The sequence below is a fragment of the Alkalispirillum mobile genome (assembly GCF_003664325.1).
Taxonomy (GTDB): Bacteria; Pseudomonadota; Gammaproteobacteria; order Nitrococcales; family Halorhodospiraceae; genus Alkalilimnicola; species Alkalilimnicola mobilis.
Genome location: NZ_RCDA01000001.1, coordinates 902,504 through 926,972, shown reverse-complemented (window position 1 = coordinate 926,972; position 24,469 = coordinate 902,504). Strand labels below are relative to the sequence as shown.

22 protein-coding genes, 1 tRNA gene and 1 riboswitch are annotated in these 24,469 nt (G+C 65.7%); of the genes, 1 reads left to right on the top strand and 22 read right to left on the bottom strand.

Annotated features, from left to right (window positions below; genetic code table 11):
- Positions 1-39: 39 nt before the first annotated feature.
- The 22 genes from DFR31_RS04285 to DFR31_RS04180 form a co-directional block, all read right to left on the bottom strand.
- Entirely contained in the window at positions 40-2,193 is a 2,154-nt protein-coding gene (locus DFR31_RS04285; protein WP_121441398.1) for a sensor domain-containing diguanylate cyclase, read from the bottom strand.
- Positions 2,194-2,311: 118 nt separating this feature from the next.
- Positions 2,312-3,811, bottom strand: coding sequence for a GGDEF domain-containing protein (locus DFR31_RS04280; protein WP_121441397.1), 1,500 nt, complete (start codon positions 3,809-3,811; stop codon positions 2,312-2,314).
- A gap of 155 nt (positions 3,812-3,966) precedes the next feature.
- A tRNA-Pro gene (locus DFR31_RS04275) sits at positions 3,967-4,043 on the bottom strand.
- Between the two features lie 50 nt (positions 4,044-4,093).
- Entirely contained in the window at positions 4,094-4,450 is a 357-nt protein-coding gene (locus tag DFR31_RS04270) for a MerR family transcriptional regulator (RefSeq protein WP_121441396.1), read from the bottom strand.
- On the bottom strand, positions 4,425-4,730 hold the full coding sequence (ihfA, locus tag DFR31_RS04265) for an integration host factor subunit alpha (RefSeq protein ID WP_121441395.1): 306 nt from the start codon (positions 4,728-4,730) through the stop codon (positions 4,425-4,427). The genes DFR31_RS04270 and ihfA overlap by 26 nt, the downstream gene beginning before the upstream one ends.
- Positions 4,731-4,734: 4 nt before the next feature.
- A complete protein-coding gene (pheT, locus tag DFR31_RS04260; RefSeq protein WP_121441394.1) occupies positions 4,735-7,119 on the bottom strand; it encodes a phenylalanine--tRNA ligase subunit beta in 2,385 nt (794 codons plus the stop codon).
- A gap of 54 nt (positions 7,120-7,173) precedes the next feature.
- Complete coding sequence (gene pheS / locus DFR31_RS04255; protein ID WP_121441393.1) at positions 7,174-8,205, bottom strand: phenylalanine--tRNA ligase subunit alpha; 1,032 nt, start codon at positions 8,203-8,205, stop codon at positions 7,174-7,176.
- Positions 8,206-8,436: 231 nt separating this feature from the next.
- Positions 8,437-8,796: a 50S ribosomal protein L20 gene (rplT, locus tag DFR31_RS04250; protein ID WP_121441392.1), complete on the bottom strand. Its 360-nt coding sequence runs from the start codon at positions 8,794-8,796 to the stop codon at positions 8,437-8,439.
- A gap of 30 nt (positions 8,797-8,826) precedes the next feature.
- Complete coding sequence (rpmI, locus tag DFR31_RS04245; protein ID WP_121441391.1) at positions 8,827-9,024, bottom strand: 50S ribosomal protein L35; 198 nt, start codon at positions 9,022-9,024, stop codon at positions 8,827-8,829.
- An 81-nt stretch (positions 9,025-9,105) separates the two neighbouring features.
- Entirely contained in the window at positions 9,106-9,660 is a 555-nt protein-coding gene (gene infC / locus DFR31_RS04240; protein WP_121441390.1) for a translation initiation factor IF-3, read from the bottom strand.
- A 3-nt stretch (positions 9,661-9,663) separates the two neighbouring features.
- Positions 9,664-11,589, bottom strand: a complete 1,926-nt coding sequence (gene thrS / locus DFR31_RS04235; RefSeq protein ID WP_121441389.1) for a threonine--tRNA ligase — start codon at positions 11,587-11,589, stop codon at positions 9,664-9,666.
- Positions 11,590-11,710: 121 nt separating this feature from the next.
- Positions 11,711-12,694, bottom strand: coding sequence for an alpha-L-glutamate ligase-like protein (locus DFR31_RS04230; RefSeq protein WP_121441388.1), 984 nt, complete (start codon positions 12,692-12,694; stop codon positions 11,711-11,713).
- Positions 12,694-14,214, bottom strand: coding sequence for a UUP1 family membrane protein (locus tag DFR31_RS04225; protein WP_121441387.1), 1,521 nt, complete (start codon positions 14,212-14,214; stop codon positions 12,694-12,696). The genes DFR31_RS04230 and DFR31_RS04225 overlap by 1 nt, the downstream gene beginning before the upstream one ends.
- Positions 14,215-14,228: 14 nt before the next feature.
- Positions 14,229-15,044: an ATP-dependent zinc protease family protein gene (locus DFR31_RS04220; protein ID WP_121441386.1), complete on the bottom strand. Its 816-nt coding sequence runs from the start codon at positions 15,042-15,044 to the stop codon at positions 14,229-14,231.
- Positions 15,045-15,174: 130 nt separating this feature from the next.
- Positions 15,175-15,951: a thiazole synthase gene (locus DFR31_RS04215; protein WP_121441385.1), complete on the bottom strand. Its 777-nt coding sequence runs from the start codon at positions 15,949-15,951 to the stop codon at positions 15,175-15,177.
- A 19-nt stretch (positions 15,952-15,970) separates the two neighbouring features.
- The gene (gene thiS / locus DFR31_RS04210) at positions 15,971-16,198 is read right to left on the bottom strand and encodes a sulfur carrier protein ThiS (RefSeq protein WP_121441384.1); all 228 of its coding nucleotides are present in this window, start codon (positions 16,196-16,198) and stop codon (positions 15,971-15,973) included.
- Positions 16,199-16,233: 35 nt separating this feature from the next.
- Positions 16,234-16,325, bottom strand: a riboswitch (TPP riboswitch).
- 61 nt (positions 16,326-16,386) lie between these two features.
- Positions 16,387-16,881, bottom strand: coding sequence for a universal stress protein (locus DFR31_RS04205; RefSeq protein WP_121441383.1), 495 nt, complete (start codon positions 16,879-16,881; stop codon positions 16,387-16,389).
- 116 nt (positions 16,882-16,997) lie between these two features.
- Positions 16,998-18,563 (bottom strand): AMP-binding protein, encoded by a 1,566-nt coding sequence (locus tag DFR31_RS04200; protein ID WP_121441382.1) that lies wholly within the window; start codon positions 18,561-18,563, stop codon positions 16,998-17,000.
- A 26-nt stretch (positions 18,564-18,589) separates the two neighbouring features.
- The gene (gene sauS / locus DFR31_RS04195; RefSeq protein ID WP_245971078.1) at positions 18,590-20,032 is read right to left on the bottom strand and encodes an acylating sulfoacetaldehyde dehydrogenase; all 1,443 of its coding nucleotides are present in this window, start codon (positions 20,030-20,032) and stop codon (positions 18,590-18,592) included.
- Between the two features lie 164 nt (positions 20,033-20,196).
- Complete coding sequence (locus tag DFR31_RS04190; RefSeq protein ID WP_121441381.1) at positions 20,197-21,219, bottom strand: tripartite tricarboxylate transporter substrate binding protein; 1,023 nt, start codon at positions 21,217-21,219, stop codon at positions 20,197-20,199.
- A gap of 52 nt (positions 21,220-21,271) precedes the next feature.
- Positions 21,272-21,730 carry a tripartite tricarboxylate transporter TctB family protein gene (locus DFR31_RS04185; protein ID WP_121441380.1) on the bottom strand — a complete coding sequence of 153 codons (459 nt, stop codon included), beginning with the start codon at positions 21,728-21,730 and terminating at the stop codon, positions 21,272-21,274.
- Positions 21,730-23,256: a tripartite tricarboxylate transporter permease gene (locus DFR31_RS04180; protein WP_121441379.1), complete on the bottom strand. Its 1,527-nt coding sequence runs from the start codon at positions 23,254-23,256 to the stop codon at positions 21,730-21,732. The genes DFR31_RS04185 and DFR31_RS04180 overlap by 1 nt, the downstream gene beginning before the upstream one ends.
- A 420-nt stretch (positions 23,257-23,676) precedes the next feature.
- On the opposite strand from DFR31_RS04180, the gene DFR31_RS04175 reads away from it, so the two are divergent.
- The gene (locus DFR31_RS04175) at positions 23,677-24,441 is read left to right on the top strand and encodes a GntR family transcriptional regulator (protein ID WP_211328230.1); all 765 of its coding nucleotides are present in this window, start codon (positions 23,677-23,679) and stop codon (positions 24,439-24,441) included.
- Positions 24,442-24,469 lie beyond the last annotated feature (28 nt).

The following is a 24,469-nucleotide window of genomic DNA, read 5'->3' as shown; positions in this document are numbered from 1 at the left end:
CCCTTCCGTGCGGGCGGAATCCACCCTATGCACTGTAGCTCACGGGGTCGCCACCAGGTAGTGGCCGCGACAGGTCTGTTTGACGCCGTACATAGAACGATCGGCCATCCGGAGCAGCTCGTCCGCTGTACCGCCATGGTCGGGGTACAGGGCGACACCGACGCTGGCCCCCACCTGGCAGGTCTTGCCATCGACGGTGATGGGCGCCGGGATCGCCTGGACGATCTTGTCGGCCACGGCGAGCGCGCTCTCCGCCGACTCGATGGCCTGTAACAGCAGCACGAATTCATCGCCGCCGTAGCGGGCCACGGTGTCGGAGGCGCGGACCAGCCCCTGCAGCCGCTCGGCCACCTGGCACAGCACCTTGTCGCCGAATTCATGCCCGTGGCGGTCATTGATGGGCTTGAAATGGTCCAGGTCGATGAACAACAGCGCAACGCGCTCCTGGTGGCGGTGGGCCAGGCCGATGGCCTGGTCGAGTCGATCCTGCAGCAGTCGGCGATTGGCCAGCCCGGTGAGGTTGTCGTGCAGCGCCAGGTGGCGGATGCGTGCCTCCGCCTGCTTGCGCTCGGTGACATTGTAGGCCAACCAGACCACGGCCGGCCGCTCGTGTACATCCGGGGGCAGCGGGTAGACCCGCGCCTCGAACCACTGCCGCCCGGGCATATCCCCCTTGGTCACGGCCAGGTCCTCGGAGTCCGCATCGAGTGTGTATTCATGGGTCACCAGGCTGTCGTCCTGGATGGCCTGCTGAACCACCGCCTGGAAGGCCGCGGCCTGTTGCGGGGGCAGAACCTCCTGCAGAGTGCGTCCGCGCAACCGGTCGGCGTCTGGATAGTGCTGGCTATCGCGGCCGCCGATCACGTCCACGTACAGGCCCTGGTCATCGAGCACAAAGCCGATGTCCGGCAAGGCGTGAACAATGGCCTCCAGCTTCCGAGAGACGCGGCGCAGGGCCAGTTCTGCCTCTCTGCCTCGGGTATGGTCATGGCCAATGCTCAAGACTTCCTCGATTTCACCATCGGTGCCCCGCACGGCCTGATTGCTCCACATCATCCAGCGGCGGCTGCCGTCCTTGCGTACCACCTCGTTCTCGTTGAGTGCGTAGCGGTCCGGTGCGTGCTGGATGGCCTGGATCAGCCGGACCAGGTCGCGCCCGTCCTTGTCCCGGGGCGGCACGATGGTGCCGATGACGCTGCGGCCGACCAGTTCACCGGGTTGGTATCCGAACAGGCGCTCGCCGTGGGCGTTAATGAAGTGGATACGGCCATCACCGCCCCAGCGTAGGACCACGCCGTTGACACCCTGTACCAGGTGGCGGAACTGCCGCTCCGAGTCATGCAGGCTGAGCGTCTGGCGGGTCAGCAGCCAGCCCAGCATTGCGGCGATCAGTGCCGAACCGCCCAGGGCGGCCTTGCGCCATGCCGGCAGGGCCGCGGCCGCGTCCCAGCCGTGCGAAGGGCGCGCCGCTATCTCCCACTCGTTGCCGATAAAGCTGACCAGCTGGCGTACGGCATCCGCCTCGAACAGCTCCGGGTTCCCGTGAAAGACGGCGCCCTCCGCCCCCCGCCCGTCGTGACCGCGGATCGCCAGGTCGAGGGTTTCGCTGGCCCGGTCGACTCCGGCCCGCTGGTAAAGGCTGTCCAGCCGCACCGGTACGCTGGCCAGGCCCCAGTAGTTGTCGTCGTTGGTGTATACCGGCGTGCGAACGATGAGGGCCATCCCGCCCTGGACGAGTTCGGTCGGCCCACCGACCACCGTGCGCTGCTCCCGCATGACCCGTCGGACCGACTCGCCCTGGTCGGGATGATTCACAAGGTCGGTGCCGATGGCGGCCTCGTTGCCCTCCAACGGGTAGGCCAGGGTGATGACGTTGTCCGGGGCCAGTGTGATGTGGCGCAGGGCGCTGTCCGGGGCAAGTGTCTCCGAGGCCATCTGCTCGAAGGTCTCCCGGTCGATGTCCGGGTTGGTGGCCACGTAGTTAGCGAGCCCGGTGACCAGGTAGGCGTTGGCGTTGAGTTCGCCCTCAAGGCGGGCGCGCAGCGTGGAGACCTGGGAAGTGATCTGGGCGCGAACCTGCTGGAGGCTACGCTCTTCCGCCAACCGCTCCGCCCACAGCCCCACACCAACAACCACCGCGCCCGCCAGCAAGGCGGTCAGCAGAGGCAGCAGTTGTCTCGGCAGGCGGTTCACGCGGAGGCTGTCCTTATCCCGGTCACGGGCGTCGATTATCCACTAACGGCATTAGTTCACCGTTAGTGATCAACCTATTCCCGCGGGGGAATAAACGCAATGGCTCGGTGTCTGTCCGTTATCGTGCCGAGCCCAGGGCGGGGGTGGCCGGGGTTGCAACGTCACCACCGTAGAGGGCAGCGCGGCGTTTGCCGGCGGCCTTGGCTTCGTAAAGCGCCTGATCGGCTTGCACCAGAAGGGCATCCGGGCTGTTCGCCCCCTGGCTGATATGTGCACAGCCCATACTGACCCCGACGTTCACCGTTACCGGGCCGTGCTCGGTGGTGGCAAAGGTTATTGGCGCATCGAGCGCGTCGAGCAGGCGCCGGGCAACGTCGAGGGCCGCGGGGGCATCCGCGCAGTCGTTGAGCAGGATGACGAACTCATCCCCTCCATAGCGCGCCGCGATATCGCCGCCCTTGTGATTGTGCCGCAGGCGGGCGGCGAGGGTTTTGAGCACCTCGTCACCGGCGTGGTGGCCGTACTGGTCATTGATCGCCTTGAAGCTGTCCAGGTCCATGATGAGCACGGCAAAGGGGGCGCCATGGGTGCGCCAGCTCGCCATGCTCTCCTCCAGGGCCTCGAACAGGTGGTGGCGGTTGCTTAGGCCGGTGAGCATATCCCGGTAGGCGAGCCGCTCCAGGTCGTTCTGGCGCGTGCGGTACGCCACTGCCGCCTCCAGATTGCGCTGGGCGTGAGCGACCAGCAGCGCCATCAGCCCGAAGGCGAGAATATGCGCACCGGTGGACCAGACGGGCACCGCGTGACCGGGCGTTAGTTGACTGATGACGATGGTCGCTGCGGTGAGCAGCGTCAAGCCCAGGGCCGCGCCGCTCTCTCGGAGGAAGATGCTGGCCCAGAAAAGCAGCGGTAATGCGCCGTACAAGAGTGCGTGCACCGGGTCTGCCCGGCTGAGCTGATAGCTGACGATCAGCCCGACTGGCAGTAACAGGGCCAATAGTACGAGCAACGCCTCGCGGCGTCGCCCATGAAAGCGAGGCGGCCCGTACCGCAGCCAGCTGCTTACCAGTGGTACCACGCAGACGAAGCCGAAGACGACGCTGAGCCACCAGTTGCGGGCGATCAGCAGGAAGAGTTCGGCCGGAGCGGTGCCGGTGACGGACAGCCAGCTCGCGGCCAACAGGGCACCGCCACCGGGTACGAGGAGGAGGCAGATGAAGGCAAACCGGGCCGTGCCGGTGAGATCGAAGTCCAGCACTCGGTGCCGGCCATAGCCCGTGAGCAGCCGCGCCGCTATGCCGATCTCGGTGACTGCGATAACCCCCAGGCCGGCGGCCACCCAGTAGGGCGCCTCGCTCATGGGCGGGCTTACCAGCCAGTGGGCGGCCAGCAGTACCGGGAGCAGCCAGTAGCCCCAGACCAGCACGGCCATCAGGCCCACGCCGCTCGCGAGCCAGACGGTGCTGATCTCTAGGGAGAGTTCCGCGATGAGCAGGCTCAGCGCAACGGCAATACCGTAGCAGGCGCCCACGCCCAAGCCGATCAGGGCCCGCGGCTGGCCCAGCACCCGGGCGGGATAACCCTGTGGTGTCGGTTCTTGTTCGTCCGTGTGAGGCATCGGCGTTCGGGCGCCCTGGTGGATTCGGTCAGCCGGAGCGGAGCGCTTCCGGCACGGCCCCAAGCTTAGCAACCTTTTTCGGGTTGTTGGGACGCGGGGTTACGGACACAAAAAACGGGCCGCCACGCTGGGTGAACGGCCCGTCTCTATCGGTTTGGTCGGGGTGGCAGGATTCGAACCTGCGACCACCTGCACCCCATGCAGGTGCGCTACCAGGCTGCGCTACACCCCGTTTGGAGAGCCGAGATACTACAGTAGTCCGCCGGCCCTTGCAATTGCCTGTCAGCGCTTGAGGATGTGCAGGACGCCTTCAAGCTCGATCCGCATCTGGCGGATCACCTGTTGAGTCTGGCTGACGTCCTCTTTGGCACCTTCGCCGGAGAGTTTTTGCCGCGCACCGCCAATGGTAAAGCCCTCCTCGTAGAGCAGGGCACGGATCTGGCGGATGACGATGACGTCCTGGCGCTGGTAGTACCGGCGGTTGCCCCGCCGCTTGACCGGCTTGAGCTGCGGGAACTCCTGCTCCCAGTAGCGCAGCACGTGCGGTTTGACGGCGCAGAGCTCGCTGACCTCACCGATGGTGAAGTAGCGCTTGGCCGGGATGGGCGGCAGCTCAAGATTGTTTGACGTTTCCAGCATAGGCCTCTACCCGCGTCTTGAGCTTCTGCCCGGGACGGAAGGTAACCACCCGGCGGGCCGAGATGGGTATCTCCTCGCCCGTCTTGGGGTTGCGTCCGGGGCGCTCGTTTTTGTCACGCAGGTCGAAGTTGCCGAACCCCGAGAGCTTGACCGGCACGCCGGTTTCCAGCGCCTGCCGGATCTCTTCGAAGAACAATTCGACCAGCTCCTTGGCCTCACGTTTGTTCAGGCCTACCTCTTCGAACAGACGTTCGGCCATGTCGGCCTTGGTCAACGCCATGCCGTTATTCCCCCCTCAAGACTGCACCGGTTTCCTGTCCGAGGCGTTCGACCACGCGCCCCAACACGCGGTCCATGTCCTCGTCGGTAAGCGTGCGCGAAGAATCCTGTAAAATCAAGCCCATGGCAACGCTTTTCTGCCCCTCCGGCACCCCCTTGCCGGCGTAGACGTCAAACAGCCGGACGTCCACCAGTTGCTCGCCACCGGCGCCGAGTGCCGCGTCCACCAGCTGCTGGGCCGGGACATCGTGGGCGACCAACAGTGCCAGGTCGCGGCGGTTGGCCGGGTAGCGCGACAGGGGACGGAAGGCGGGCAGCGCAGCGGTCTGAACGGCCGCCAGGTCCAGGTCGAACAGGAAGACTGGGCCCTGGATGTCCAACTCCCGGGCCTGGGCCGGATGCAGGGCGCCGAGCCAGCCGATGGGCTGCCCACCGTCAAGGATGCGCGCCGTCTGGCCCGGGTGCAGCGCCGGATGGCGGTCCGGCTGGAAGCGGAACTCGGCACCGCGACCACCGGCAGCGAGCAGGGCCTCCACGTCGCCCTTCACGTCGTAGAAGTCCAGGGCCCGGCCCGGTTCACCCCACTGCTCGGGGTTGCCGGGGCCCAGTGCCAGGCCGGCCAGTCGTGGTTCCTGGCGCAGATGCCCCATGGCACCGATAAAGCGCAGGCCGCTCTCGAACAGGCGGATGCGCTGGACCTGCCGGTTCTGATTGTGGCGGGCCGCCTGTACCAGGCCCGGCCACAGGCTGGTGCGCATCACCGCCAAATCGGCGGAGATGGGGTTGGCCAGGGGCAAGGCCTCGTGCTCCGGGTCCAGTGTGCGTTGTGTCTCGGGAGCCACAAAGGAATAGGTGATTGCTTCGTGGTAGCCGCGCTGGACCAGCACCTGGCGTAGGCGGGAGAGGCTGGTCTGCTCCTCCGGCGCCCGGCCCACGGTAAGCGGGATCGGCGGCCGGCGTGTGGGCAGTTGGTCGTAGCCGTAGAGGCGGGCGACCTCCTCGATCAGATCTTCCTCGCGGGCGATGTCGAAGCGCCAGCTGGGCGGGTCCACCTGCCAGACGCCGTCGGCCTCCGGCGTGACCCGCATGCCCAGGCGCTCCAGCATCCCGATGATGCGATCGCCGGGGATGTCGGCGCCCAGTACCCGGGCAACCCGCGCCCCGCGCAGGCGGACGGCCTCGCGCGCCGGGAGGTGCGATTCGGCGACGGCCTCCTTCACGGGGCCCGCCTCGCCGCCACAGATGCTCAGCAGCAGCTGGGAGGCCCGCGCCATGGCCCGGTGCTGGCCGGCGGGGTCCACCCCGCGCTCGAAGCGGTGGGAGGAGTCGGTGTGCAGGCCGTGGGCGCGGGCACGGCCTGCGATGGCGGCGGGTGCGAACCAGGCGCACTCCAGGAGGATGTCCCGGGTGTCGTCGCCGACGCTGGAGTCCTCGCCGCCCATGATGCCGGCGAGTGCCAACGCCTGCTGGTCATCCGCAATCACCAGCTGGTCGCTGGCCAGTTCGATGGTCTCGCCGCCGATCAGGGTCAGGGTTTCGCCGGGCCGGGCCCAGCGGGCGTGGATCGTGCCCTCGACCCGCGCCAGGTCGAAGGCGTGCATGGGCTGGCCCAGCTCGATCAGCACGTAGTTGGTCACGTCCACTAGCGGACCGAGGCTGCGGATACCGGCGCGGCGGAGCCGTTCGCGCATCCATAGCGGTGTCTCGGCCCGTGGGTTCAGGCCGCGCACCACCCGGCCCAGGTAGCGGGCGCAGGCCTCGGGCGCATCCAGTTGCACCTCCACCGTGTCCTCGAGGGCAGCCGGCACGGCGGGGATGTCCGGGGTTTGCACCGGCTGCTCCAGCAGGGCACCCACCTCGCGGGCAACACCGATCATGCCCAGGCAGTCGGCGCGGTTCGGGGTCAGGTCCACCTCGATCACGTTATCGGCCAGACCCAGATAGTCGCGCAGGTCGCGCCCCACCGGCGCGTCTTCCGGCAGTTCCATCAGGCCGTCGGCGTCCTCGCTCAGGCCCAGTTCGCGGGCGGAGCAGAGCATACCGAAGGAGGCCTGGCCGCGGAGCTTGGCGCGCTTGATCTTCAGGCCGCCGGGCAGCTCGCCGCCCACCGTGGCCAGCGGGGCCACCAGCCCCTCACGGGCGTTGGGCGCCCCGCAGACAACCTGCAGGGGCTCGCCCTGGCCGGCGTCCACCTGGCAGAGGCGGAGCTTGTCGGCATCCGGGTGCGGCTCGCAGCGGGTGATACGGCCAACCACGACGCCGCTGAAGGCGGGGGCGGCGGGCTCCACGCCGTCCACCTCCAGGCCGGCCATGGTCAGCCGGTGGGCGAGTTGCTCGGTGGGGCCGGTGTCGGCCACCCATTCACGCAGCCAGTGTTCACTGATTAGCATGGATTCGATCCCGTCCTTGTCCGGGGCAGGGGACGCCGTGCCGGCGGCGCCGGCTCAGCGGAACTGCGCCAGGAAGCGCAGATCGTTCTCGAAGAAGAGGCGCAGGTCGTTGACCCCGTAGCGCAGCATGGCCAGGCGCTCCACGCCCATGCCGAAGGCGTAGCCGGTCCAGCGCTCCGGGTCGATGTTGCTGTGCTCGAAGACCCGCGGGTGCACCACGCCGCAGCCCAGCACCTCCAGCCAGCCGGTGCCGCCGCAGACGCGGCAGCCGTTGCCGCCGCAGTTCACGCACTGCACGTCCACCTCGGCCGAGGGCTCGGTGAAGGGGAAGTAGGAGGGGCGGAAGCGCACCTCCAGGTCCCGCTCGAAGAAGGCCTGGAGAAAGTCGTACAGCACGCCCTTCAGGTCGGCAAAGCCCACGCCCTCGTCCACCAGCAGCCCCTCCACCTGGTGGAACATGGGGGTGTGGGTGAGGTCGGAGTCGCAGCGGTAAACCCGCCCGGGCGCGATGACGCGCAGCGGGGCGCCATCCTTTTCCATCACCCGTACCTGCACCGGCGAGGTGTGGGTGCGCAGCAGGTGGTGGGCGTCGAAGTAGAAGGTGTCGTGCATCGCCCGGGCCGGGTGGTGCTCCGGGATGTTGAGCGCCTCGAAGTTGTGGTAATCGTCCTCGACCTCGGGGCCCTGGCCCACGGTGAAGCCCGCGGCCGCAAACAGCTGCTCGATGCGCTCCAGGGTGCGGGTGACCGGGTGCAGGCCGCCAGGCGCCTGGCCGCGGCCGGGGAGCGTGACATCCAGGCGCTCGGCTTCCAGTGCCTGCTCCATGGCCCGTGCCTCGAGCGTGGCCTTGCGGCCCTCGAGCCGGGCCTGGAGTTGCTTTTTGGCGGCATTAATGGCCTGACCGGCCTGCGGGCGCTCGTCGGCGGGCAGCTTGCCCAGTCCCTTCAGCGCTTCGGTGAGCTGGCCCTTCTTCCCCAGGTAGGCGACCCGCACGCTGTCCAGCGCGGCCAGATCCCGGGCCTGGTCCACGGCCTGTTCGGCCTCGGCCAGCATCGCTTCCAGTTGACTTGCGTGATCGCTGCTCATGCTGATCCCGTTGCAGTCAGGTGTTGGCGCAGCGGGGGCTGCGCTTATTCAGGGCAGGGGTCGCAGGCACCTGGGGCGCCACAACCGAAAACGGGGGAAGGCCTGGGCCATTCCCCCGTTCGGCCCCGCGCAGCGCGGGGCGACTCGCCTGTACCGGCGCACCGCTCGTCTTCGGCGAGGCCCCGTGGTGCCGGGCCGGCCGTGCGGCAGCTTACGGTTGCTGGACGCGTCTCAGGCGGCGAGGGCCTCGCGGGCTTTCTCGGCCAGCGCGCCAAAGGCGGCCTTATCGTTGACGGCCAGATCGGCCAGCACCTTGCGGTCCAGCTCGACGCCGGCCTGCTGCAGCCCGTGGATGAGGCGGCTGTAGGACAGACCGTGCTGACGGGCGCCCGCGTTGATCCGCTGGATCCACAGCGCCCGGAACTGACGCTTGCGCTGGCGACGGTCACGGTAGGCGTACTGACCGGACTTGATGACCGCCTGGCGCGCAATGCGGAACGACTTGCGGCGGGCGCCGTAATAACCCTTGGCCTTCTTCAGCACCTTGTTGTGCTTGGCGCGGGCAGTGACTCCTCGCTTGACTCTGGACATGACTCGATAACTCCCGGCGAACGGTAACGCTTAGCTGTAGGGCATCATGCGGCGGATCATGGGGGTGTCCGCCTCGGCGACCAGCGCATCGGCGCGCAGCTTGCGCTTCCGCTTGCTGTCCTTCTTGGTCAGGATGTGGTTGTGGAAGGCGTGGGCGCGCTTGTAGCGGCCGGTGGCCGTGGCCTTGAAGCGCTTGGCCGCCCCACGGTTGGTCTTGATCTTGGGCATTCCAGACTCCCTAAATAACAAACAAAGACGCCACCCCCGGTACGCAACCCCGGGGTGGCGCCAGGGGATCGGGTGGCTCGATTACTTGCCCTTTCTCGGGCTCATCATCATGACCATCAGCCGGCCTTCCATCTTGGGCCGCTGGTCAACGGTGGCGATGTCTTCCAGGTCCTGCTCGACCCGGTTGAGCAGCTTCAGCCCGAGGTCCTGGTGGGCCATCTCGCGGCCCCGGAAGCGCAGGGTGACCTTGCACTTGTCACCGTCTTCCAGGAAGCGCCGGAGGTTTCGCAGCTTGACCTTGTAGTCACCCTCGTCGGTGCCGGGCCGGAACTTGACCTCCTTGACCTGGATCTGCTTCTGCTTCTTGCGAGCCGCCTGAGCCTTCTTGCTCTGCTCAAACTTGAACTTGCCGAAATCCATGATCCGGCAAACCGGCGGCTTCGCATTCGCATCCAGTTCAACCAGGTCCATCCCGGCTTCTTCGGCGCGTTCGAGAGCCTCTTCGGTGGCAATGATGCCCACCTGATCGCCCGTCTGGTCTATGAGCCGAACCTCCGGTACCCGGATGTTGCGGTTGACCCTGCGATCGTCTGAGGGGGCGTTACGCCCACCTCCTCTTTTTGGTCTGACAGCGATCCTTTAATCCTCCGAGTTGCTGCGTCCAAGCCGTGCCACCTCGCCCTCGAGGCGTTCCAGGAAGGCGTCCACGGACATGGCGCCCAAATCCTGGCCCTCGCGGGTACGCACGGCCACCGTTTGATTCTCCACTTCTTTGTCCCCCACGACCAGCATGTAGGGAACCTTTTGAAGCGTGTGCTCGCGGATTTTAAAGCCGATCTTCTCGTTTCTCAAGTCGGCATCGACCCGCAAGCCCCGCTCACGGAAGCGCTTTTCGATCTGGCGGGCAAAATCCGCCTGCCGATCAGTGATATTAAGCACAACTGCCTGCACCGGTGCAAGCCACGGGGGCAGGGCGCCGGCGTAGTGTTCGATGAGGATGCCGATGAAACGCTCCAGCGAGCCGAGGATGGCCCGGTGCAGCATGACCGGCACCTTTTTGCTGCCGTCTTCGGCCACGTAGGCGGCGCCCAGCCGGCCGGGCATGGAGAAATCCACCTGGATGGTGCCCAGTTGCCAGGTGCGGCCCAGGCAGTCCTTCAGGGTGAACTCGATCTTCGGCCCGTAGAAGGCGCCTTCGCCCGGCTGCAGCTGCCACTCCAGGTTGGCGCGGTTCAGCGCCTCTTCCAGGGCGTGTTCGGCCTTGTCCCAGAGGGCATCTTCGCCCACGCGCTCGTCCGGGCGGGTGGACAGGGCGATGATCACGTCATCGAAGCCGAAGTCGTTGTAGGCCTTGAAGACCAGGTCGATGAAATCGGCCACTTCCTGCTGGATCTGGTCCTCGGTGCAGAAGATGTGGGCATCATCTTGCACGAAGTTGCGCACCCGCATGAGTCCGTGCAGCGTGCCGGAGGGCTCGTTGCGGTGGCAGGAGCCGAACTCGGCCAGGCGCAGGGGCAGGTCGCGGTAGCTTTTCAGGCCCTGGTTGTACACCTGCACGTGGCAGGGGCAGTTCATGGGCTTGACCGCGTAGTCCCGGGACTCGGACTCGGTGATGAACATGTTGTCCTGGAACTTGTCCCAGTGGCCGGACTTCTCCCACAGGCTGCGGTCCACCAGCTGCGGGGTGTGGATCTCCTGGTAGCCATGGCGATTGGTGAGCTGCCGGATGTACTCCTGTACCTCCAGGTAGATGCTCCACCCCTTGGGGTGCCAGAAGGCCATGCCGGGGGCCTCCTCCTGCACGTGGAAGAGATCCTGGGCGCGGCCGATACGGCGGTGATCGCGCTTTTCGGCCTCGGCCAGCCGGTGCAGGTAGGCCTTGAGCTGCTTCTTGTCCGGCCAGGCGGTGCCGTAGATGCGTTGCAGCATCTCGTTGTCGGAGTTGCCGCGCCAGTAGGCGCCGGCCACCTTCTGAAGCTTGAAGGCCTTGAGCTTGCCGGTGCTGGGCACGTGGGGGCCGCGGCAGAGGTCAAGGAACTCGCCCTGCTTGTAGACGGAGATGATCTCGCTTTCTGGCAGGTCCTCGATGATCTCGGCCTTGTATTTCTCCCCCTGTTCGAGGAAGAACTGAATGGCCTCGTCCCGGTCCCAGACATCGCGCTCGATCTGGAAATCCTGCTTTGCCAGCGCCTCCATCTTCTTTTCGATGGTCTTCAGGTCGTCTTCAGTGAAGGGGCGCTTGTAGGCAAAATCGTAATAGAAGCCGTTCTCGATGACCGGGCCAATGGTGACCTGGGCCTCGGGGAACAGCTCCTTGACGGCCTGGGCCATCAGGTGGGCGGTGGAATGGCGGATCATGTCCACGCCATCCGGGTCACGGTCGGTGACGATCTCCAGCTCGGCATCGGACTCGATGCGGTGGCTGAGATCGACCAGCTTGCCGTCCACACGGCCGGCCAGCGCGGCGCGCGCCAGGCCCTTGCCGATGGATTCGGCCACTTCGCCAACCGTGACGGGGTGTTCGTACTCGCGACGGGAGCCGTCGGGGAGGGTGATTGCAGGCATGTGTCACTCCTGACAGTGGTGGCCTATACGAGGGGCCACGTGTGTGTGGGCACTCGGGAAGGTGCCGGCGATATCAGCCGGCTATTGTTGCAATTTGGAGCGCCTTTCTCAAGAGGGCCGGTCAGGTTTTTTGCGGTGCGGCAAAGGCGCGCTGGGCGAATGCGACCCGTTCAGCGGCGGGGTAGAGCTCGTCATCCTGTTTGCGGATGCGTTCGCGCTCCTGCTTGTCGATCCGGGCCACGCGGGGCGCCAGTCCGCAGCCGTTGGCCATCTGGATGGCCAGTCCGGGGCGGGCGTTGAGCTCCAGCAGCAGGGGGCCGCGGTTACGGTCGAGCACCATGTCGGTGCCCAGGTAGCCCAGGCCGCTCATTTCATAGCAGCCCGAGGCCAGCTCCAGCAGCCGGGTCCAGTCGGGGATGGCCAATTCATGCAGGTTGCGGCCGGTGTCCGGGTGCACCGTTACCGGGCGATCGTACTGTACGGCGCGATTGGCCTTGCCGGTGGCGATGTCCAGCCCGACACCGATGGCCCCCTGGTGGAGGTTGGCCTTGCCGTCGGAGGCGTGGGTGGAGAGGCGCATCATGGCCATCAGCGGGTAGCCGCGGTAGACCACCACGCGGATGTCCGGCACGCCCTCGAAGGTGAAGGTCTCGAACTGGGCGTCGAACTCGATCAGTGCCTCGATGACCGCCACGTCCGGGCTGCCGCCCAGGGTGTAAAGCCCGGAGAGCAGGTTGGAGAGGTAACGCACAACATCGCGCCGGCTCACCCAGACGCCGCTGCCCTTGCGGAACCAGCCGTCCTTGTGTTCAAGAATGACCAGGATGCCCTTGCCGCCGCTGCCCCGCGAGGGCTTGATCGCGAACCCCTGGCCGGGCCGGAGCAGTGACTCCAGCTTGCGGATCTCGCCCTGGCTGTGGATAACGCCCAGCAGCTCCGGGCTGTCGATCCCGTACTTGCGCGCCAGCAGTTTGGTCTGCAGCTTGTCGTCCACCAGCGGGAAACGCTCGCGGGGGTTGTGCAGGTTGATCAGGCTCAGGTTGCGCTCATTCAGCCCGACAATGCCCTGTTCACGCAGCTGGCGGGCCCACCCGAACAGCCGCATCACCGCGACCCCCCGCCCTCGGTCAGGAAGGGCCGGAAGCGCCAGAGCTCCAGCAGCCGGTAACCGGTGTAGCTACCGAGCAGGATGATCCCGGCCAGGACCACCAACTGCAGGCCGAGGAAGTTGAACATCAGGTGTTGGACCAGGTTCATTTGCATCAGTCCGAACGCGGCGATGGCGGTGATCAGGCTGCCGGCACCCTGTTTGAAGACATCGCGCGGGCCCTCCTCCTCCCAGAGGATGGACATGCGCTCGATGGTCCAGGCCAGGATGATCATGGGGAAGAGGGCTACCTTGAGTCCGGAGGTGAAGCCCAGGTGGAAACTGAGGACCGAGAGCAGCGATATCAGCCCGATTACGCAGACAATGACCACCGAGACCCGCGCCACCAGTAACAGGTTGAGGTGGGCCATGGCCTGGCGCATCAGCAGCCCCCCGCCTACCACCAGCAGGAAGGTGATCAGGCCCGGGAGCAGGTTCATCTCCAGAAAGGCGAGGGCGATGAGCACCGGCATGAAGGTGCCGGAGGTCTCCAGCCCGACGATAACGCGGAAGAAGACCACCACCAGTGCCCCCAGTGGCAGCAGCAGGATGCTCTGAAAGATGGCCTGTTCCGACAGCGGCAGGCTGTGAATGGAGAGGTTGAACACCGCCTCGGTGACGGTGCCCTGTTCACCGAGGCCGGCAGCGGACTGGCGGGTCTCCAGCATGGAGAAGGAGACCTGCGAGTTGCGGCCACCCTCCACCTCGAGCACCGGACCGCCGGTGCCCTCCCAAAGCAGCACCTCATCCGGGTTGACCTGGGTTCCGGCGGTGGCATCGAACAGTCGCCACTCCCCGTCGTCAAATACCTGGACGAAGGGTTGCAGCGACTGTCGTCGGCGCCCGTCCTCCAGGATCAGCCCGTGGATGGTACGGGCCGGCACTTCGGCCTGGTGCAGCAGTCGGACCAGCGTGGTGCTGGCCGGGTACTCGCTGAGGAGCAGTTGCGCGTTCTGGTTATCGCGATCGTTCAGCCGGCGGGCCAGGGCGCGGGCCAGGCTGAGGCCATCGGCGGACTGCAGCCACGCCTGCTCCAGCACCTGTGTGGAGGCTAGTTGCAGAGAGGGACTCCAGGAGATGCTGCGGATTTCAGGCGGGTCGCCCATGTTGCGCGAGCCCAGCGTCGGGTCCACCTGGAACTGGGCACGGTAATACAGGACCTGCGTCCCGCTTGCCTCACGGGTGGTCCATTCGGCCACGCGGCGTTCGTCCTCCAGGAAGTTGAGCCCGTAGCCCGGCGACGCGGTGTGCTCCGCCACGCGCCGGAACCCGGGCGGATCGTCTGGCACCGCCAGGGTCACCTTGACCGGGTTGCCTTCGGCCTCCAGCTGGACCGTCGCCTCGATGTCCCAAAGGGTCTGCGCGGCGCCGGGTAGCCAGGGCACCCCGTGTTCCAGGTGGCGGTGCGCACTGTGGGTTAGGCCCACCAGGATGAGCACGGCGGCAATCCAGAAAAGGGAGCTACGGGCGAGTTTCATGGGCGCGGGCCGGTTCAGTCGTCGTCGGGGTGCGGATGCAGATAGGTCTCCGCCACATCGATCAGGGCGATGTCCATGAGCAGATCCCGGCCGATCAGGGCGGGGTAGGTGAGGTGGGATCGATCGGAGAGCGTGAAGCGTGCTTCATCCTCGATCGGGCCCAGCCGCACCGGCAGCCGGACCACTAAGCGCTCCTCGCTGCCCGAGGCCTGACGTACCGTGGTACGACTGTCCAGCGGCGCTTCAAGTTCCACTTCCCGGTAATCGTCGTCGTCCACCTCATCGGGCTTGCCGTCAGGGTAGACCACGGTGAAGCGGACCCAGGTGTCCCCGTCCCTTTCGAACTCGCTGATATCCTTGGCATTGAGCGAGGAACTCGCCGCGCCGGAGTCGACCCGTGAGGCCATGACGATATCGTGCTCGGTCAGTGCCAACCATTCCACCGCGCCCAACAACAACTTGCCCTCGAGGCCGTTGCCGTTGTCGGTCGGCACGCGGGCATCCACCACCGAGGCGAAGCCGCGGTTGTCGTCCTCCTCGGCGGTCGTGGTCAGTTCGGCGACTCGCTGGTTCAGCTCGGTGAGGTTGTGCCCCAGGGTTGCCAGCTGTCCATGCTGTTCGTCCAGGTCCTCCTGGAGGGCGCGTTCCAGGGATTCGAGCGCTTCGCGCAGGGCCTCGGTCTGTTCGGCCTGGCTCTCCTGGAAGGCGGTCACGGAGAGCTGCTCGTCGCTGGGCAGCGTCTGGCATCCTGCCAGTAGCGCGGTGGTCAGCAAGCCGCCCAGGATCGCGGTAACTCGCAGGCGGCGCCCCCGCCGATGTGTCTGGGTCATGTGGTGCTCCGGCTCATGGTTAAGACTGAGGAATTCTACCAGCCTAAACCAACGGCGACCTGAATGAACGCGAAGGCCGCGCCGGGCATGTGCATGAACGGCGGCGCGGTTGCCGCGGACGCCCCTGGTTTTACAGGGCGCCGGGGGGTGAGGAGGCCTGGGCGTATTGGCGCGCCGGCATCCGCCCCGACAGCCACGCCTGCCGGCCGGCGATTACGGCGTGGCGCATGGCCTCGGCCATCCGGACCGGTTCACCGGCATCCGCAATGGCGGTGTTCATCAGTACGGCGTCACAGCCCAACTCCATGGCAATAGCGGCGTGGGAAGCCGTGCCGACACCGGCATCCACCAGCACCGGCACCGCGCAGGTCTCGACGATCCGGGCGATGTTCAGTGGGTTCTGGATGCCGAGCCCGGAACCGATGGGGGCTCCCAGGGGCATGACTGCCGCGCAGCCCAGCGCTGCGAGCTCCCGGGCGATCAACGGATCGTCCGTGGTGTAGGCCATGACGTCGAAGCCATCATTGACCAGCGTCTCGGCAGCGGCCAGCGTGCCGCGAATGTCGGGTTGCAGCGTCTCCTTGCAGCCGATCACCTCGAGCTTGCAGAGCGACTCGCCATCCAGCAGGTCCCGGGCCAGCTGGCAGGTGTAGACGGCGTCTTTGGCCGTGTAGCAACCGGCGGTGTTGGGGAGCACGGTGCAGCCTAGCTCACTGAGCAGGGGCAGTAGTCCGCTCCCGCCTGGTGTGGAGGACAGGCGCCGGATCGCCACGGTGACGATCTCCGCGCTGCTGGCCTGGATGGCCCGACGGGTTTGGTCCAGGTCCTTGTAGCGCCCCGTGCCCAGCAACAGGCGGGACCCGTAGTGGCGCGAGCCCAATATCAGGGGTGTATCGAGAGCGGTCATGGGGTGTTCTCCCTTTTGTTCAGCCGCCCCCGACGGCGTGCACGATGTCGATCGCATCGCCGTGCGTCAGGCGGCGGGTGGGGTAGTCGGTTCGACGGATGACCGACCGGTTGATCGCGATCGCCATGCGTTCGCCCTGCAGGCCCCGCCGGGTGATCAGGTCGGTGAGCCGGCTGCCGGCGGGCATTCGATACGGATCGCCATTCACGGTGACGGTGATCCAAGGGGATTGGGTCTCGGCGGTCATGAGCCTCACTCCTGCAGGCGCAGGGAGCTTCCCCGCCGAAGGGGGTGGAAGCTCCCTGCGCCGGTACGATCCGGATCAGGTTCGAAGGGTCTGTTCTCAGCCCCGCGGGGCACCCCTGCTTCTGCGATGTGTTCGGGTCCGGTGCCGACCGGGCCTCTCGGGGTGCGTGGCACCCCGCCGGCAAGCGCTTATGCCGGGAACAGGAAAACCGGTCGGGTGGACTTCATGGTGATCTTCCGCGCCACGGAGCCGATGATCATCTCGCCCACCGCCGAGTACCGGTGGGAGCCGAGGATGATGCAGTCGGCGTCCAGCCGGTCCGCCTCGGCAAGGATCTCCTTCGGCGGGCGGCCCTGCCGGACATGGACCCCGGCGATGTGCGCGGCGCTGGCATCGGCCGCATCCAGCAGGGTCCGGCCGAACTGATCCAGGCGCTTGCGCAGGTCCTCCTCCACCTCCTCGAGCGTGGACTTTTGGTAATTGCTGAGCAGCGAGGGGTCAATGAAGCGCTCGGCTGCCTGGGCCTGGATCTGATTGCGCATGTACCGGGGCTCCTCGACCACGTGCACGATGTGAATCGCCGCCTCGAAGCGCTCCGCGATGCCGATCACGCAGCGGAAGACATCGGGTCCCCTGGGGCCGAGGTCCGTGGCGTAGAGGATGGTCTTGATGTCGAAAGCCATCTGTATTTCCTCCTTTTGGCGCTGCCGGTGTCGGCGAGCCCAGTTCGAAAGCTGTGGCCGGCGCGGGCCCGGCCACTTCTCCTGCTCTTCTGGCCAATGGGATCAGGCCACCGCCTTCACGCGCCGTTGGCCATGGCCCCGGGCCCGGCGCTCAGCTCCGACAGCATGTCCGGAATCTTCAGCCGCTGCACCTTGCCCGACGGCCCCTTGGGCAACCACTGGACCACGTGAAGCGCCTTGGGTGCCTTGTACTGCCCCAGCTCCCTGGCCGCGGTCTCGCGGAGCTCCTCCGGTTGGGCCTGTTTGCCCTCTTTCAAGACCACGCAGGCCATTACCTCCTGGCCGTAGTTCTTGTCGGGTACACCGAAGGCGGCGGCCTCGAGCACGGCAGGGTGCTTCAATAAGGCTTCATCAATCTCACGCGGTGCGATGTTCTCGCCCCCCTTGATGATCAACTCCTTGAGCCGGCCCGTGATGTAGAAGAACCCCTCCTCGTCCTGGTAGCCCAGGTCGCCGGTGGCAAACCAGCCGTCCGCCGTGAGCGCCGATGCGGTGGCCTCCGGGTTCTTGTAGTAACCCTTCAGCACGTTGTCGCCCCGGACATGGAGCTCACCCGGCTCACCGGCGGGGGCGTCACGGCCGTCCTCCAGTACCACCTTCACCTCATTACGGTAGGCGATACCGGGCGAGCCATACTTGAACTCGAAGGGCGGGAGCGGGTTGGAGAGGATCTGGGCCGCGGTCTCGGACAGGCCCATGGTCTCGATAAGGGCGATGCCGAAGCGTTCCTCGAACGCCTTGTGCGCCTCTGGCGGCAGAGCGGAGGAGGCCGAGCGGCCGAAACGCAATTGGGCCAGTCGCGGGTTGTCGCGCACCTCGACGGGATCGGTCTCGGCCTTCTCCAGCAGGTAGGCGACGATGGTGGGGACCACGCTGAACCAGGTGCACTGGTGGTCCATTAACAGGTCCCAGAACTGGCTGGCGCTGAACCGGTGGGGGACCACGACGCTGCCACCGCTGATCAGCGGTGCCACCATGGTCACGATCTCCGCGTTGATGTGGTAGAGCGGCAGCACGCAGAGCCCGCGGTCCTCCTTGGACAGGCAGTGGGCCTCCACGGTGTTGAGCCCGCCGCCGATGACGTTCTGCTGGGTCAGCATGACGCCCTTGGGTTTGCCGGTGGTGCCCGAGGTGTAGATGAGGAGCGCGTTGTCATCGGGCGTCGGCACGGGGGGCTGGTACCCCTGGGCCGGGGCCGGCTCCCCCGGCCATTCCGGGCCCTGGTCGGGGCAGGTCGGGATGACCCGGATCTCGCGCTCCGAGGCCTCGCTGATCTTGCGCCCGCGAGCCAGGTGGCCCGCCGAGGCGAACAGCACGTTGGCGTCGGAGTGGTCCAGCACATACTCCAGCTGCGAGTCACCGGAGATGGCGTTCAGGGGGACGACCACGCGGCCGCTGGCCATGATGGCCAGGAACAGCAGGCCCGTCCATTTGCCGTTGTCCATCAGCGTGGCAACGTGCGCCCCCTGGGGCGCACCCAGCGCGTCCAGCTGGCGCGAGATGGCGGACACGTAATCCTGCAGCTCCGAGAAACTCACCTGTTCGTTCGGCTCCGGGGCCACCAGGTAGGTCTTGTCCGGGGTCTGCCCGGCCCAGTGTTCGATGTAGTGCAATATGGTCATGGTTACCTCTCCCGACTGCCCCGGGTTCACGCGCCTTCAAGGCCGAATTTCTGCCAGTAATCGCCGAAGATCTCGTCCAGCGTCGGTTCGTTGGGTGTGATGGTCTTCACGACCCGGGTCGTGTTCAGGTAATGGCGGTAGTTCAGGTTCTCGGAGATGCTGTTCTGGCCCCAGGTGCCACACCCCATTGAGAGGGAGAAGGGCAGGCCGTTGTCGAAACTGCCGCCGGTAGCCACAGCGTGTGCCTGATTGACGATGACGCGACAGACCGGCATGTGCAGGCCGAGGCGGTTGATGTGCGCTTCATCCTCAGTGTGGATGCCGCAGGAGTGGCCCTTGCCCTGGTGTTCCAGGATCTCGCGGGTACGGTCATAGGCACCGTCAAAATCCGGTGCCCGGTATACGGTGAGCACCGGGGAGAGCTTCTCGCCTGAGAAGGGGTGGTCCTTGCCGACCCCGGTCTCCTCCACCAGCAGCATGGTGGCGCTGCGCAGTTCGGGACGGGAGAAGCCGCAGGCCTCGGCGATCTCGGGCGCACTCTTGGCGATGACATCGCGGTTCAGATTGCCATCCACCCACAGGGTCCGCTGCAGCTGGGCCTTTTCCTCCGGGGTAAGCACAATGCCGCCTTCCACCGCCAGCGCCTTGATCGCCGCGTCGTACACGTCGTCGACGATGACCAGGTTGTTCTCGGACGAGCAGCTGGTGGCGTTGTCGAAGGTCTTGGAGAGGCGGATCTTGGCGGCGGCTTGGGCCAGGTCGGCGCTGGAGTCGATGATGACGGGCACGTTGCCCGCGCCGACACCGATGGCAGGGCCGCCACTGGAGTAGGCCGAGCGCACGTTGTTCTGCGAGCCGGTGACCACTACCAGGTCAGCCTGGTGCATCAACTGATGCGTGGTGGCCTTGTTGACCGGGGCCGGTAGTTGTTGCACCAGATCCCGCGGGGCACCGATCCGGTCCAGTTCGGCGTGGATGTACTTGATCAGACGGGTGCAGACCTCCTGCCCCTTTGGGGAGGGGGCCAAAATGATGGCGTTGCGCCCCTTGAGGGCGTTGAGGGTCTTGTTCATCGGCGTGGCCGCCGGGTTGGTGGACGGCACCACGGCGCCAACCACGCCCACCGGGCGGGCGATCTCTACCAGGCCCAGCTCCGGCAGTTCCTGAACCACGCCTACGGTCCGCGCGCCCTTGAGGTCGCGCAGCAGGCCCATGGTCTTGCGGTGGTTCTTGGTGATCTTGTCCTTGACGTTGCCCAGGCCGGTGGTGCTGACGGCGAGTTCAGAGAGCTCACGGTTACGCACCGGTTCCAGCAGCGCCCAGGCGGTCGCGACGACGACTTCGTCCACCTGTTCCTGGTTGTAGGTCTCGAATTGAAGCTGTGCGACGCGGGCTCGGTTCATGAGGTCGCTGACGATGGCCTGCGCCTCATCGTCGATGCCCACGGTACTGGCTTTGTTGCTCATCATGGAGGGGCTCCCCCTGTGTGTCAGGCAATTCAGTTAACTCATATATATGAGTGGAAAGCTAGGTTACCCCTGCCCGTCGGTCAAGCGGATCCGGTCTAGCGGTAATCCGGCCTGGTGAGGGGTTAGGGGCAGGGCGGGCACCCTTGGGGCCCGCCCTCGCGCCATCAGGGTTGGTCCTGCTCGAGTTCTTCCTCGATCTCGTCAGCATCCATCTCGGCGAACAGGTCTTCCAGGAAGGCCTGGCGTTCCTGCCACATCTCCTTGAGCTCTTCGCGGCCCATGACGTTCATCGGGGAGCCACCCTCTTTCATCTGCGACTTGATCCGCTCGTCGTTGAACATGTCCACGAACTTGTCGGAGAGCCACTGCAGGCGCTCCTCGGAGGGGCCCTGCGGGGCCATGATGCCGCGGAAGTTCACGCTGGAGTTGTCGATGTCGTAGCCCAGCTCCTGGAAGGTGGGGACGTCCGGCAGGAAGTCCTCGTCCCGCTCCAGATCGGCGATGGCCAGGATGCGCAGCCGGTCCTGGTTGCGGTAGGCATCGGAGAGGTTGTTGAAGCCGGCCATTACCTGGCCGCCCATCACGAAGCGCAGGGCGTCGACACCACCGGCTGTCGGCACGTAGCGGAGTTCGATGTCCGCTGCACGCTCCAGCTGAAGGGTGCCGATGTGGTGACCAACGAACAGACCCGCGCCGGAAACGGTCACGCCGCCCGGGTTCTCCTCGGCGTATTCGACCAGGTCGTCCACGGTCTCGAAGGGGCTGTCCGCCGGCACGATCAACACGGCCGGGTCCTGGCCCCAGTTGGCGATGGGCTCGAGGTTTTCGATGCTGTAGTGGGTGTCGTACATGATCGACTGGGCGATAAAGTGGGGCACGTTGTAAGACGCCAGGTCATGCCCGTCGTCACGGCCGCGCCGGACCAGGTGGTTCCAGCCCACCTGGCCGCCGGCACCGGGGCGGTTGGTGATGACGATAGGTTCGCCCAGGTACTCCTCGGCGGCCATGGTGGCGATGCGGGCCTGGAAGTCCGTGGCACCGCCCGCCGAGTAGGAGACGATGACGTTGATGGAGCGGGACGGGAAGTCGTCCGCCATGGCGGGGCCGGCGGCGACGGCGAACAAGGTACCGGCGCTGATGGCGGTGACGGCGGCCTTGGCTTTGCGGATCGCGTTGCTCAGTTGCATGGTTCTCCTCCAGTCGCCCCTTTGAGCGGGGCTTTGGTTATGGTGCTTCGCCTTAGAACAGAACCCCTTCGGGGACCTGAACGTTTAAAACCACGACAAAGATCAAATAGAGGGCGCCCATGAAGGCGAGGGTGATGGCGCCCACGCGGGTGACCCGGGCCCAGCTGAACCGCCCGGGGCTGTAGATGCTGGCGATGAGGAAAAACGTGATGGCCGAGGACACGAAGTAGCCCAGTGACTCGCTGACCAGCAGAAAACCGAACAGGATGGCCAGCAGGGGCCAGACGGACCCCCATGGCACGGGCTCTTCCTCACCACCCGTCACCCGGGCACCTGGCTTGAAGGCCAGGAGCATGAGGAAGACGGCGATGCCGAGCATGCTCAGGGCGACGACCTGTGGGAACTCGTAGCCCATCGGGGTATCGGGCGCAAAGGACGCCCAGACCACGAGCCCGCAGACCACCACGGTGGCAACGGCAGTAATACGGTGGCGGAGATGGCTGCTGTTCATCAGGCCTGCCCCCCTTGTGCAGTCTGCTCATCCTGACGGCGGCGGGCGCGGATGCGGAACTCCGCGATGATGCTGTAGACCACCGAGACGACGCAGAAGGAGATGAGGATGATGTTGATGGTGCCGGTGAAGAAGTAGGTACCCATGCCCACAGTGGCCTCGGCGATCATCTGGCCCTGCAGGAAGTTGTTCTCCGCGATCGGGCCCAGAATGATGCCCAGCACCACCGGACCGGGGCTGAAGCCCCAACGCATGGCGAAGTACATCATCGTGCCCAGCGAAACCATGATGATGACGTCCGAGAAACTGTTCTGGACGCTGTAGGTCCCGAAGACCGCGAGAATGGCCACGGCGGCCGCCATGTACTGCTTGGGGATCCGGATCACGTACTTACTGAAGCTGGCCAGGTAAAGCCCACCGGCCACCAGCAGGAACTGGCTGACCAGCAGCGCACCCATGAAGGTCCAGGCCACGTCAGCATGGTCGCGGAACAGGTCCGGGCCGGGGAACAGCCCCTGGATGAGCAGCCCGCCCAGCAGTACCGCGGCGGTGGGGCTGCCGGGAACGCCCAGGGACAGCATGGGCACCAGCGACGAGCCCACCATGGCGTTGTTCGCGCTCTCGGAGGTGATCACCCCGTCGGGCTCGCCCTTGCCGAATTTCTCCGGGTTGCGGCTGAACTTCTTGTTCTGGTCGTAGGCAATGAGGCCTGCGATCTGCCCGCCGGCGCCAGGGATCAGGCCGACCAGCGAACCAATGGTGCTGCCAATGCTCAGTGAACGAACCCGCTTGAGGTTATAGAACAGCGAGTGGATGATGGGGCGCTGCTCCATGGCGAACTCCGTGCCCTGGCGCCCGCGCTTGGCGGTCTCCACCATTTGCAGGATCTGCGGAATCGCGAACAGCCCGATTAGTGCCGGGATGATCGTGATGCCGCCTTGCAGATGCTCCGAGAAGACAAAACGCTCGGTGCCAGTTACCGGGTTCATGCCCACCAGGGAGATCCAGATCCCGAAGGCGCCGGCCAGCAGCCCCTTGAGCACCGACGAACTGCCCAGCGACCCGATGACCGTGACCCCCAGGATTGCCGTCCAGAACAGCTCCGCCGGCCCGAACTGCAGCGCGAAGTTGACCAGCATGGGGGTGAACAGGATGAGCACCATTACCCCGATCACGCCGCCGATGCCCGAGCTGATGAAGCAGTAGTGCAGCGCCTCGGTGGCCCGGCCGTTACGGGCCATGGGGTGGCCGTCCAGCATGGTGGCGATGTTGGCAGGGGCCCCGGGGATGTTCACCAATATGGCACTGACCGCGCCGCCGGCCACCGTGGCGGTATAGACCACGCCGAGCATGATCAGGCCGGAGGTGGCGTCCATCTGGAAGGTGAAGGGAATTAGAAGCGCGACCGCCATGGTGGGACTTAGCCCGGGCGTGGCGCCCAGAATGATGCCGAAGATCGTTCCCAGGATCAGTATGGCTATGTTCCAGCCACTGAAGACCTGTGGCAGATACTCAAATAGTTCCACTGCCTACTCCTCCCGGTGCCCGGAGCTTTGCTGCCCCGGTGCCTCTTTTCTGGTGGCCTCCGCCCGGTATCCCATTCTCTGTGGGCTTGGTGGTCCGGCGGGGCCTACCCTTATCGTTGTGTGTCAGCCTCGATAGTTTCTTCCGTCCGACAATGTTTGTCGCAGTATTGCCATGAATCTTCCCGGACGTCTATCGGGGCTGCCCATCCAGTTCACATAGGTCATATAGATAACCTACGTAATTGGTTTAGACTATCTGGGAGGGTAAGTCAAACAGGATCTTCCCCAGGGACCTCTTCAGGCTGGCGTGGTTGGACGTCCGGGGCCCGTCACAGCGGTGTTTGCCGACCGTGGAAAATTTTTTTTCTGAGGTCGGTATGATAGGGCGGCGGGAGCTGACCGGGAGAGGAGATGACGGATATGGAAGCAGAGAGTGATCGATTGATGCTTTTTAAAGCAACGAGTCTGGAAGCCGCGAAGGGCCGTCCTCTGTACCGGTTGGTCGAGAGCCACCTGCGCGATCTCATCAACTCCGGCAAGCTGATACCCGGGGACCTGATCCCGTCGGAGTCACAATTGGCCAAGGCGCTGGAGGTCAGCCCCGGCACCGTCAAGAAGGCCATCGATAATCTGGTCTGGGAGGGGCTGCTCTTTCGCCACCAGGGAAAAGGGACCTATGTCTCGAAGGTGGACTTCGAGAAGAGCCTGTTCCGTTTCTTCACCTACGGTGATGCCGAGGGGCGCGCGGTGCGGATCCACAAGATCACTACCGCACGCGGGCGCATGCCCGGCCCCCTGGACGCGTGCAAGCGCCTCGGCTTCGAGCCGGGCGCAGAACTGATCTACATCGAGCGCTTGGGCCTGATCGGCGAGACCCCGATCCTGGTGGAGTACTCCTGGTGGTCACCCGAGGTCGTCTCCGGGCTTGAGGACGAGAGTATTCACATCCCCGATTACCTTTACGCGCTGGTGCTGGACCGCTTCGGGGTGCCGATTATTCGCGCCGAGGAGACGTTGACCGCCGGGGCCGCCGACGAGCAGACCGCGGAGTTGATCCATGTGAAAAAGGGCGCGCCGGTGGTGGTGCTCAAGCGGACCACCTACTCCAGGGATGACCAGGTGGTGGAGTTCCGCACGACCAAGGGGCGGGCAGACCGCTTCAGCTACAAGACCGAGATCCGCTAGGCGCCGCAGCCGGTACACAGGGACACGG

Excerpts from the sequence above, each read along its gene's own strand:
- DFR31_RS04190 (WP_121441381.1), bottom strand. The coding sequence starts at position 21,219 with ATGCAACTGAGCAACGCGATCCGCAAAGCCAAGGCCGCCGTCACCGCC.
- thrS (WP_121441389.1), bottom strand. The coding sequence starts at position 11,589 with ATGCCTGCAATCACCCTCCCCGACGGCTCCCGTCGCGAGTACGAACAC.
- DFR31_RS04230 (WP_121441388.1), bottom strand. The coding sequence starts at position 12,694 with ATGCGGCTGTTCGGGTGGGCCCGCCAGCTGCGTGAACAGGGCATTGTC.
- DFR31_RS04225 (WP_121441387.1), bottom strand. The coding sequence starts at position 14,214 with ATGAAACTCGCCCGTAGCTCCCTTTTCTGGATTGCCGCCGTGCTCATC.
- DFR31_RS04175 (WP_211328230.1), top strand. The coding sequence starts at position 23,677 with ATGGAAGCAGAGAGTGATCGATTGATGCTTTTTAAAGCAACGAGTCTG.
- thiS (WP_121441384.1), bottom strand. The coding sequence starts at position 16,198 with ATGACCGCCGAGACCCAATCCCCTTGGATCACCGTCACCGTGAATGGC.
- ihfA (WP_121441395.1), bottom strand. The coding sequence starts at position 4,730 with ATGGCGTTGACCAAGGCCGACATGGCCGAACGTCTGTTCGAAGAGGTA.
- sauS (WP_245971078.1), bottom strand. The coding sequence starts at position 20,032 with ATGATGAGCAACAAAGCCAGTACCGTGGGCATCGACGATGAGGCGCAG.
- DFR31_RS04220 (WP_121441386.1), bottom strand. The coding sequence starts at position 15,044 with ATGACCCAGACACATCGGCGGGGGCGCCGCCTGCGAGTTACCGCGATC.
- pheS (WP_121441393.1), bottom strand. The coding sequence starts at position 8,205 with ATGAGCAGCGATCACGCAAGTCAACTGGAAGCGATGCTGGCCGAGGCC.
- DFR31_RS04205 (WP_121441383.1), bottom strand. The coding sequence starts at position 16,881 with ATGGCTTTCGACATCAAGACCATCCTCTACGCCACGGACCTCGGCCCC.
- DFR31_RS04270 (WP_121441396.1), bottom strand. The coding sequence starts at position 4,450 with ATGCTGGAAACGTCAAACAATCTTGAGCTGCCGCCCATCCCGGCCAAG.
- DFR31_RS04280 (WP_121441397.1), bottom strand. The coding sequence starts at position 3,811 with ATGCCTCACACGGACGAACAAGAACCGACACCACAGGGTTATCCCGCC.
- rpmI (WP_121441391.1), bottom strand. The coding sequence starts at position 9,024 with ATGCCCAAGATCAAGACCAACCGTGGGGCGGCCAAGCGCTTCAAGGCC.
- pheT (WP_121441394.1), bottom strand. The coding sequence starts at position 7,119 with ATGCTAATCAGTGAACACTGGCTGCGTGAATGGGTGGCCGACACCGGC.
- DFR31_RS04215 (WP_121441385.1), bottom strand. The coding sequence starts at position 15,951 with ATGACCGCTCTCGATACACCCCTGATATTGGGCTCGCGCCACTACGGG.
- rplT (WP_121441392.1), bottom strand. The coding sequence starts at position 8,796 with ATGTCCAGAGTCAAGCGAGGAGTCACTGCCCGCGCCAAGCACAACAAG.
- DFR31_RS04185 (WP_121441380.1), bottom strand. The coding sequence starts at position 21,730 with ATGAACAGCAGCCATCTCCGCCACCGTATTACTGCCGTTGCCACCGTG.
- DFR31_RS04200 (WP_121441382.1), bottom strand. The coding sequence starts at position 18,563 with ATGACCATATTGCACTACATCGAACACTGGGCCGGGCAGACCCCGGAC.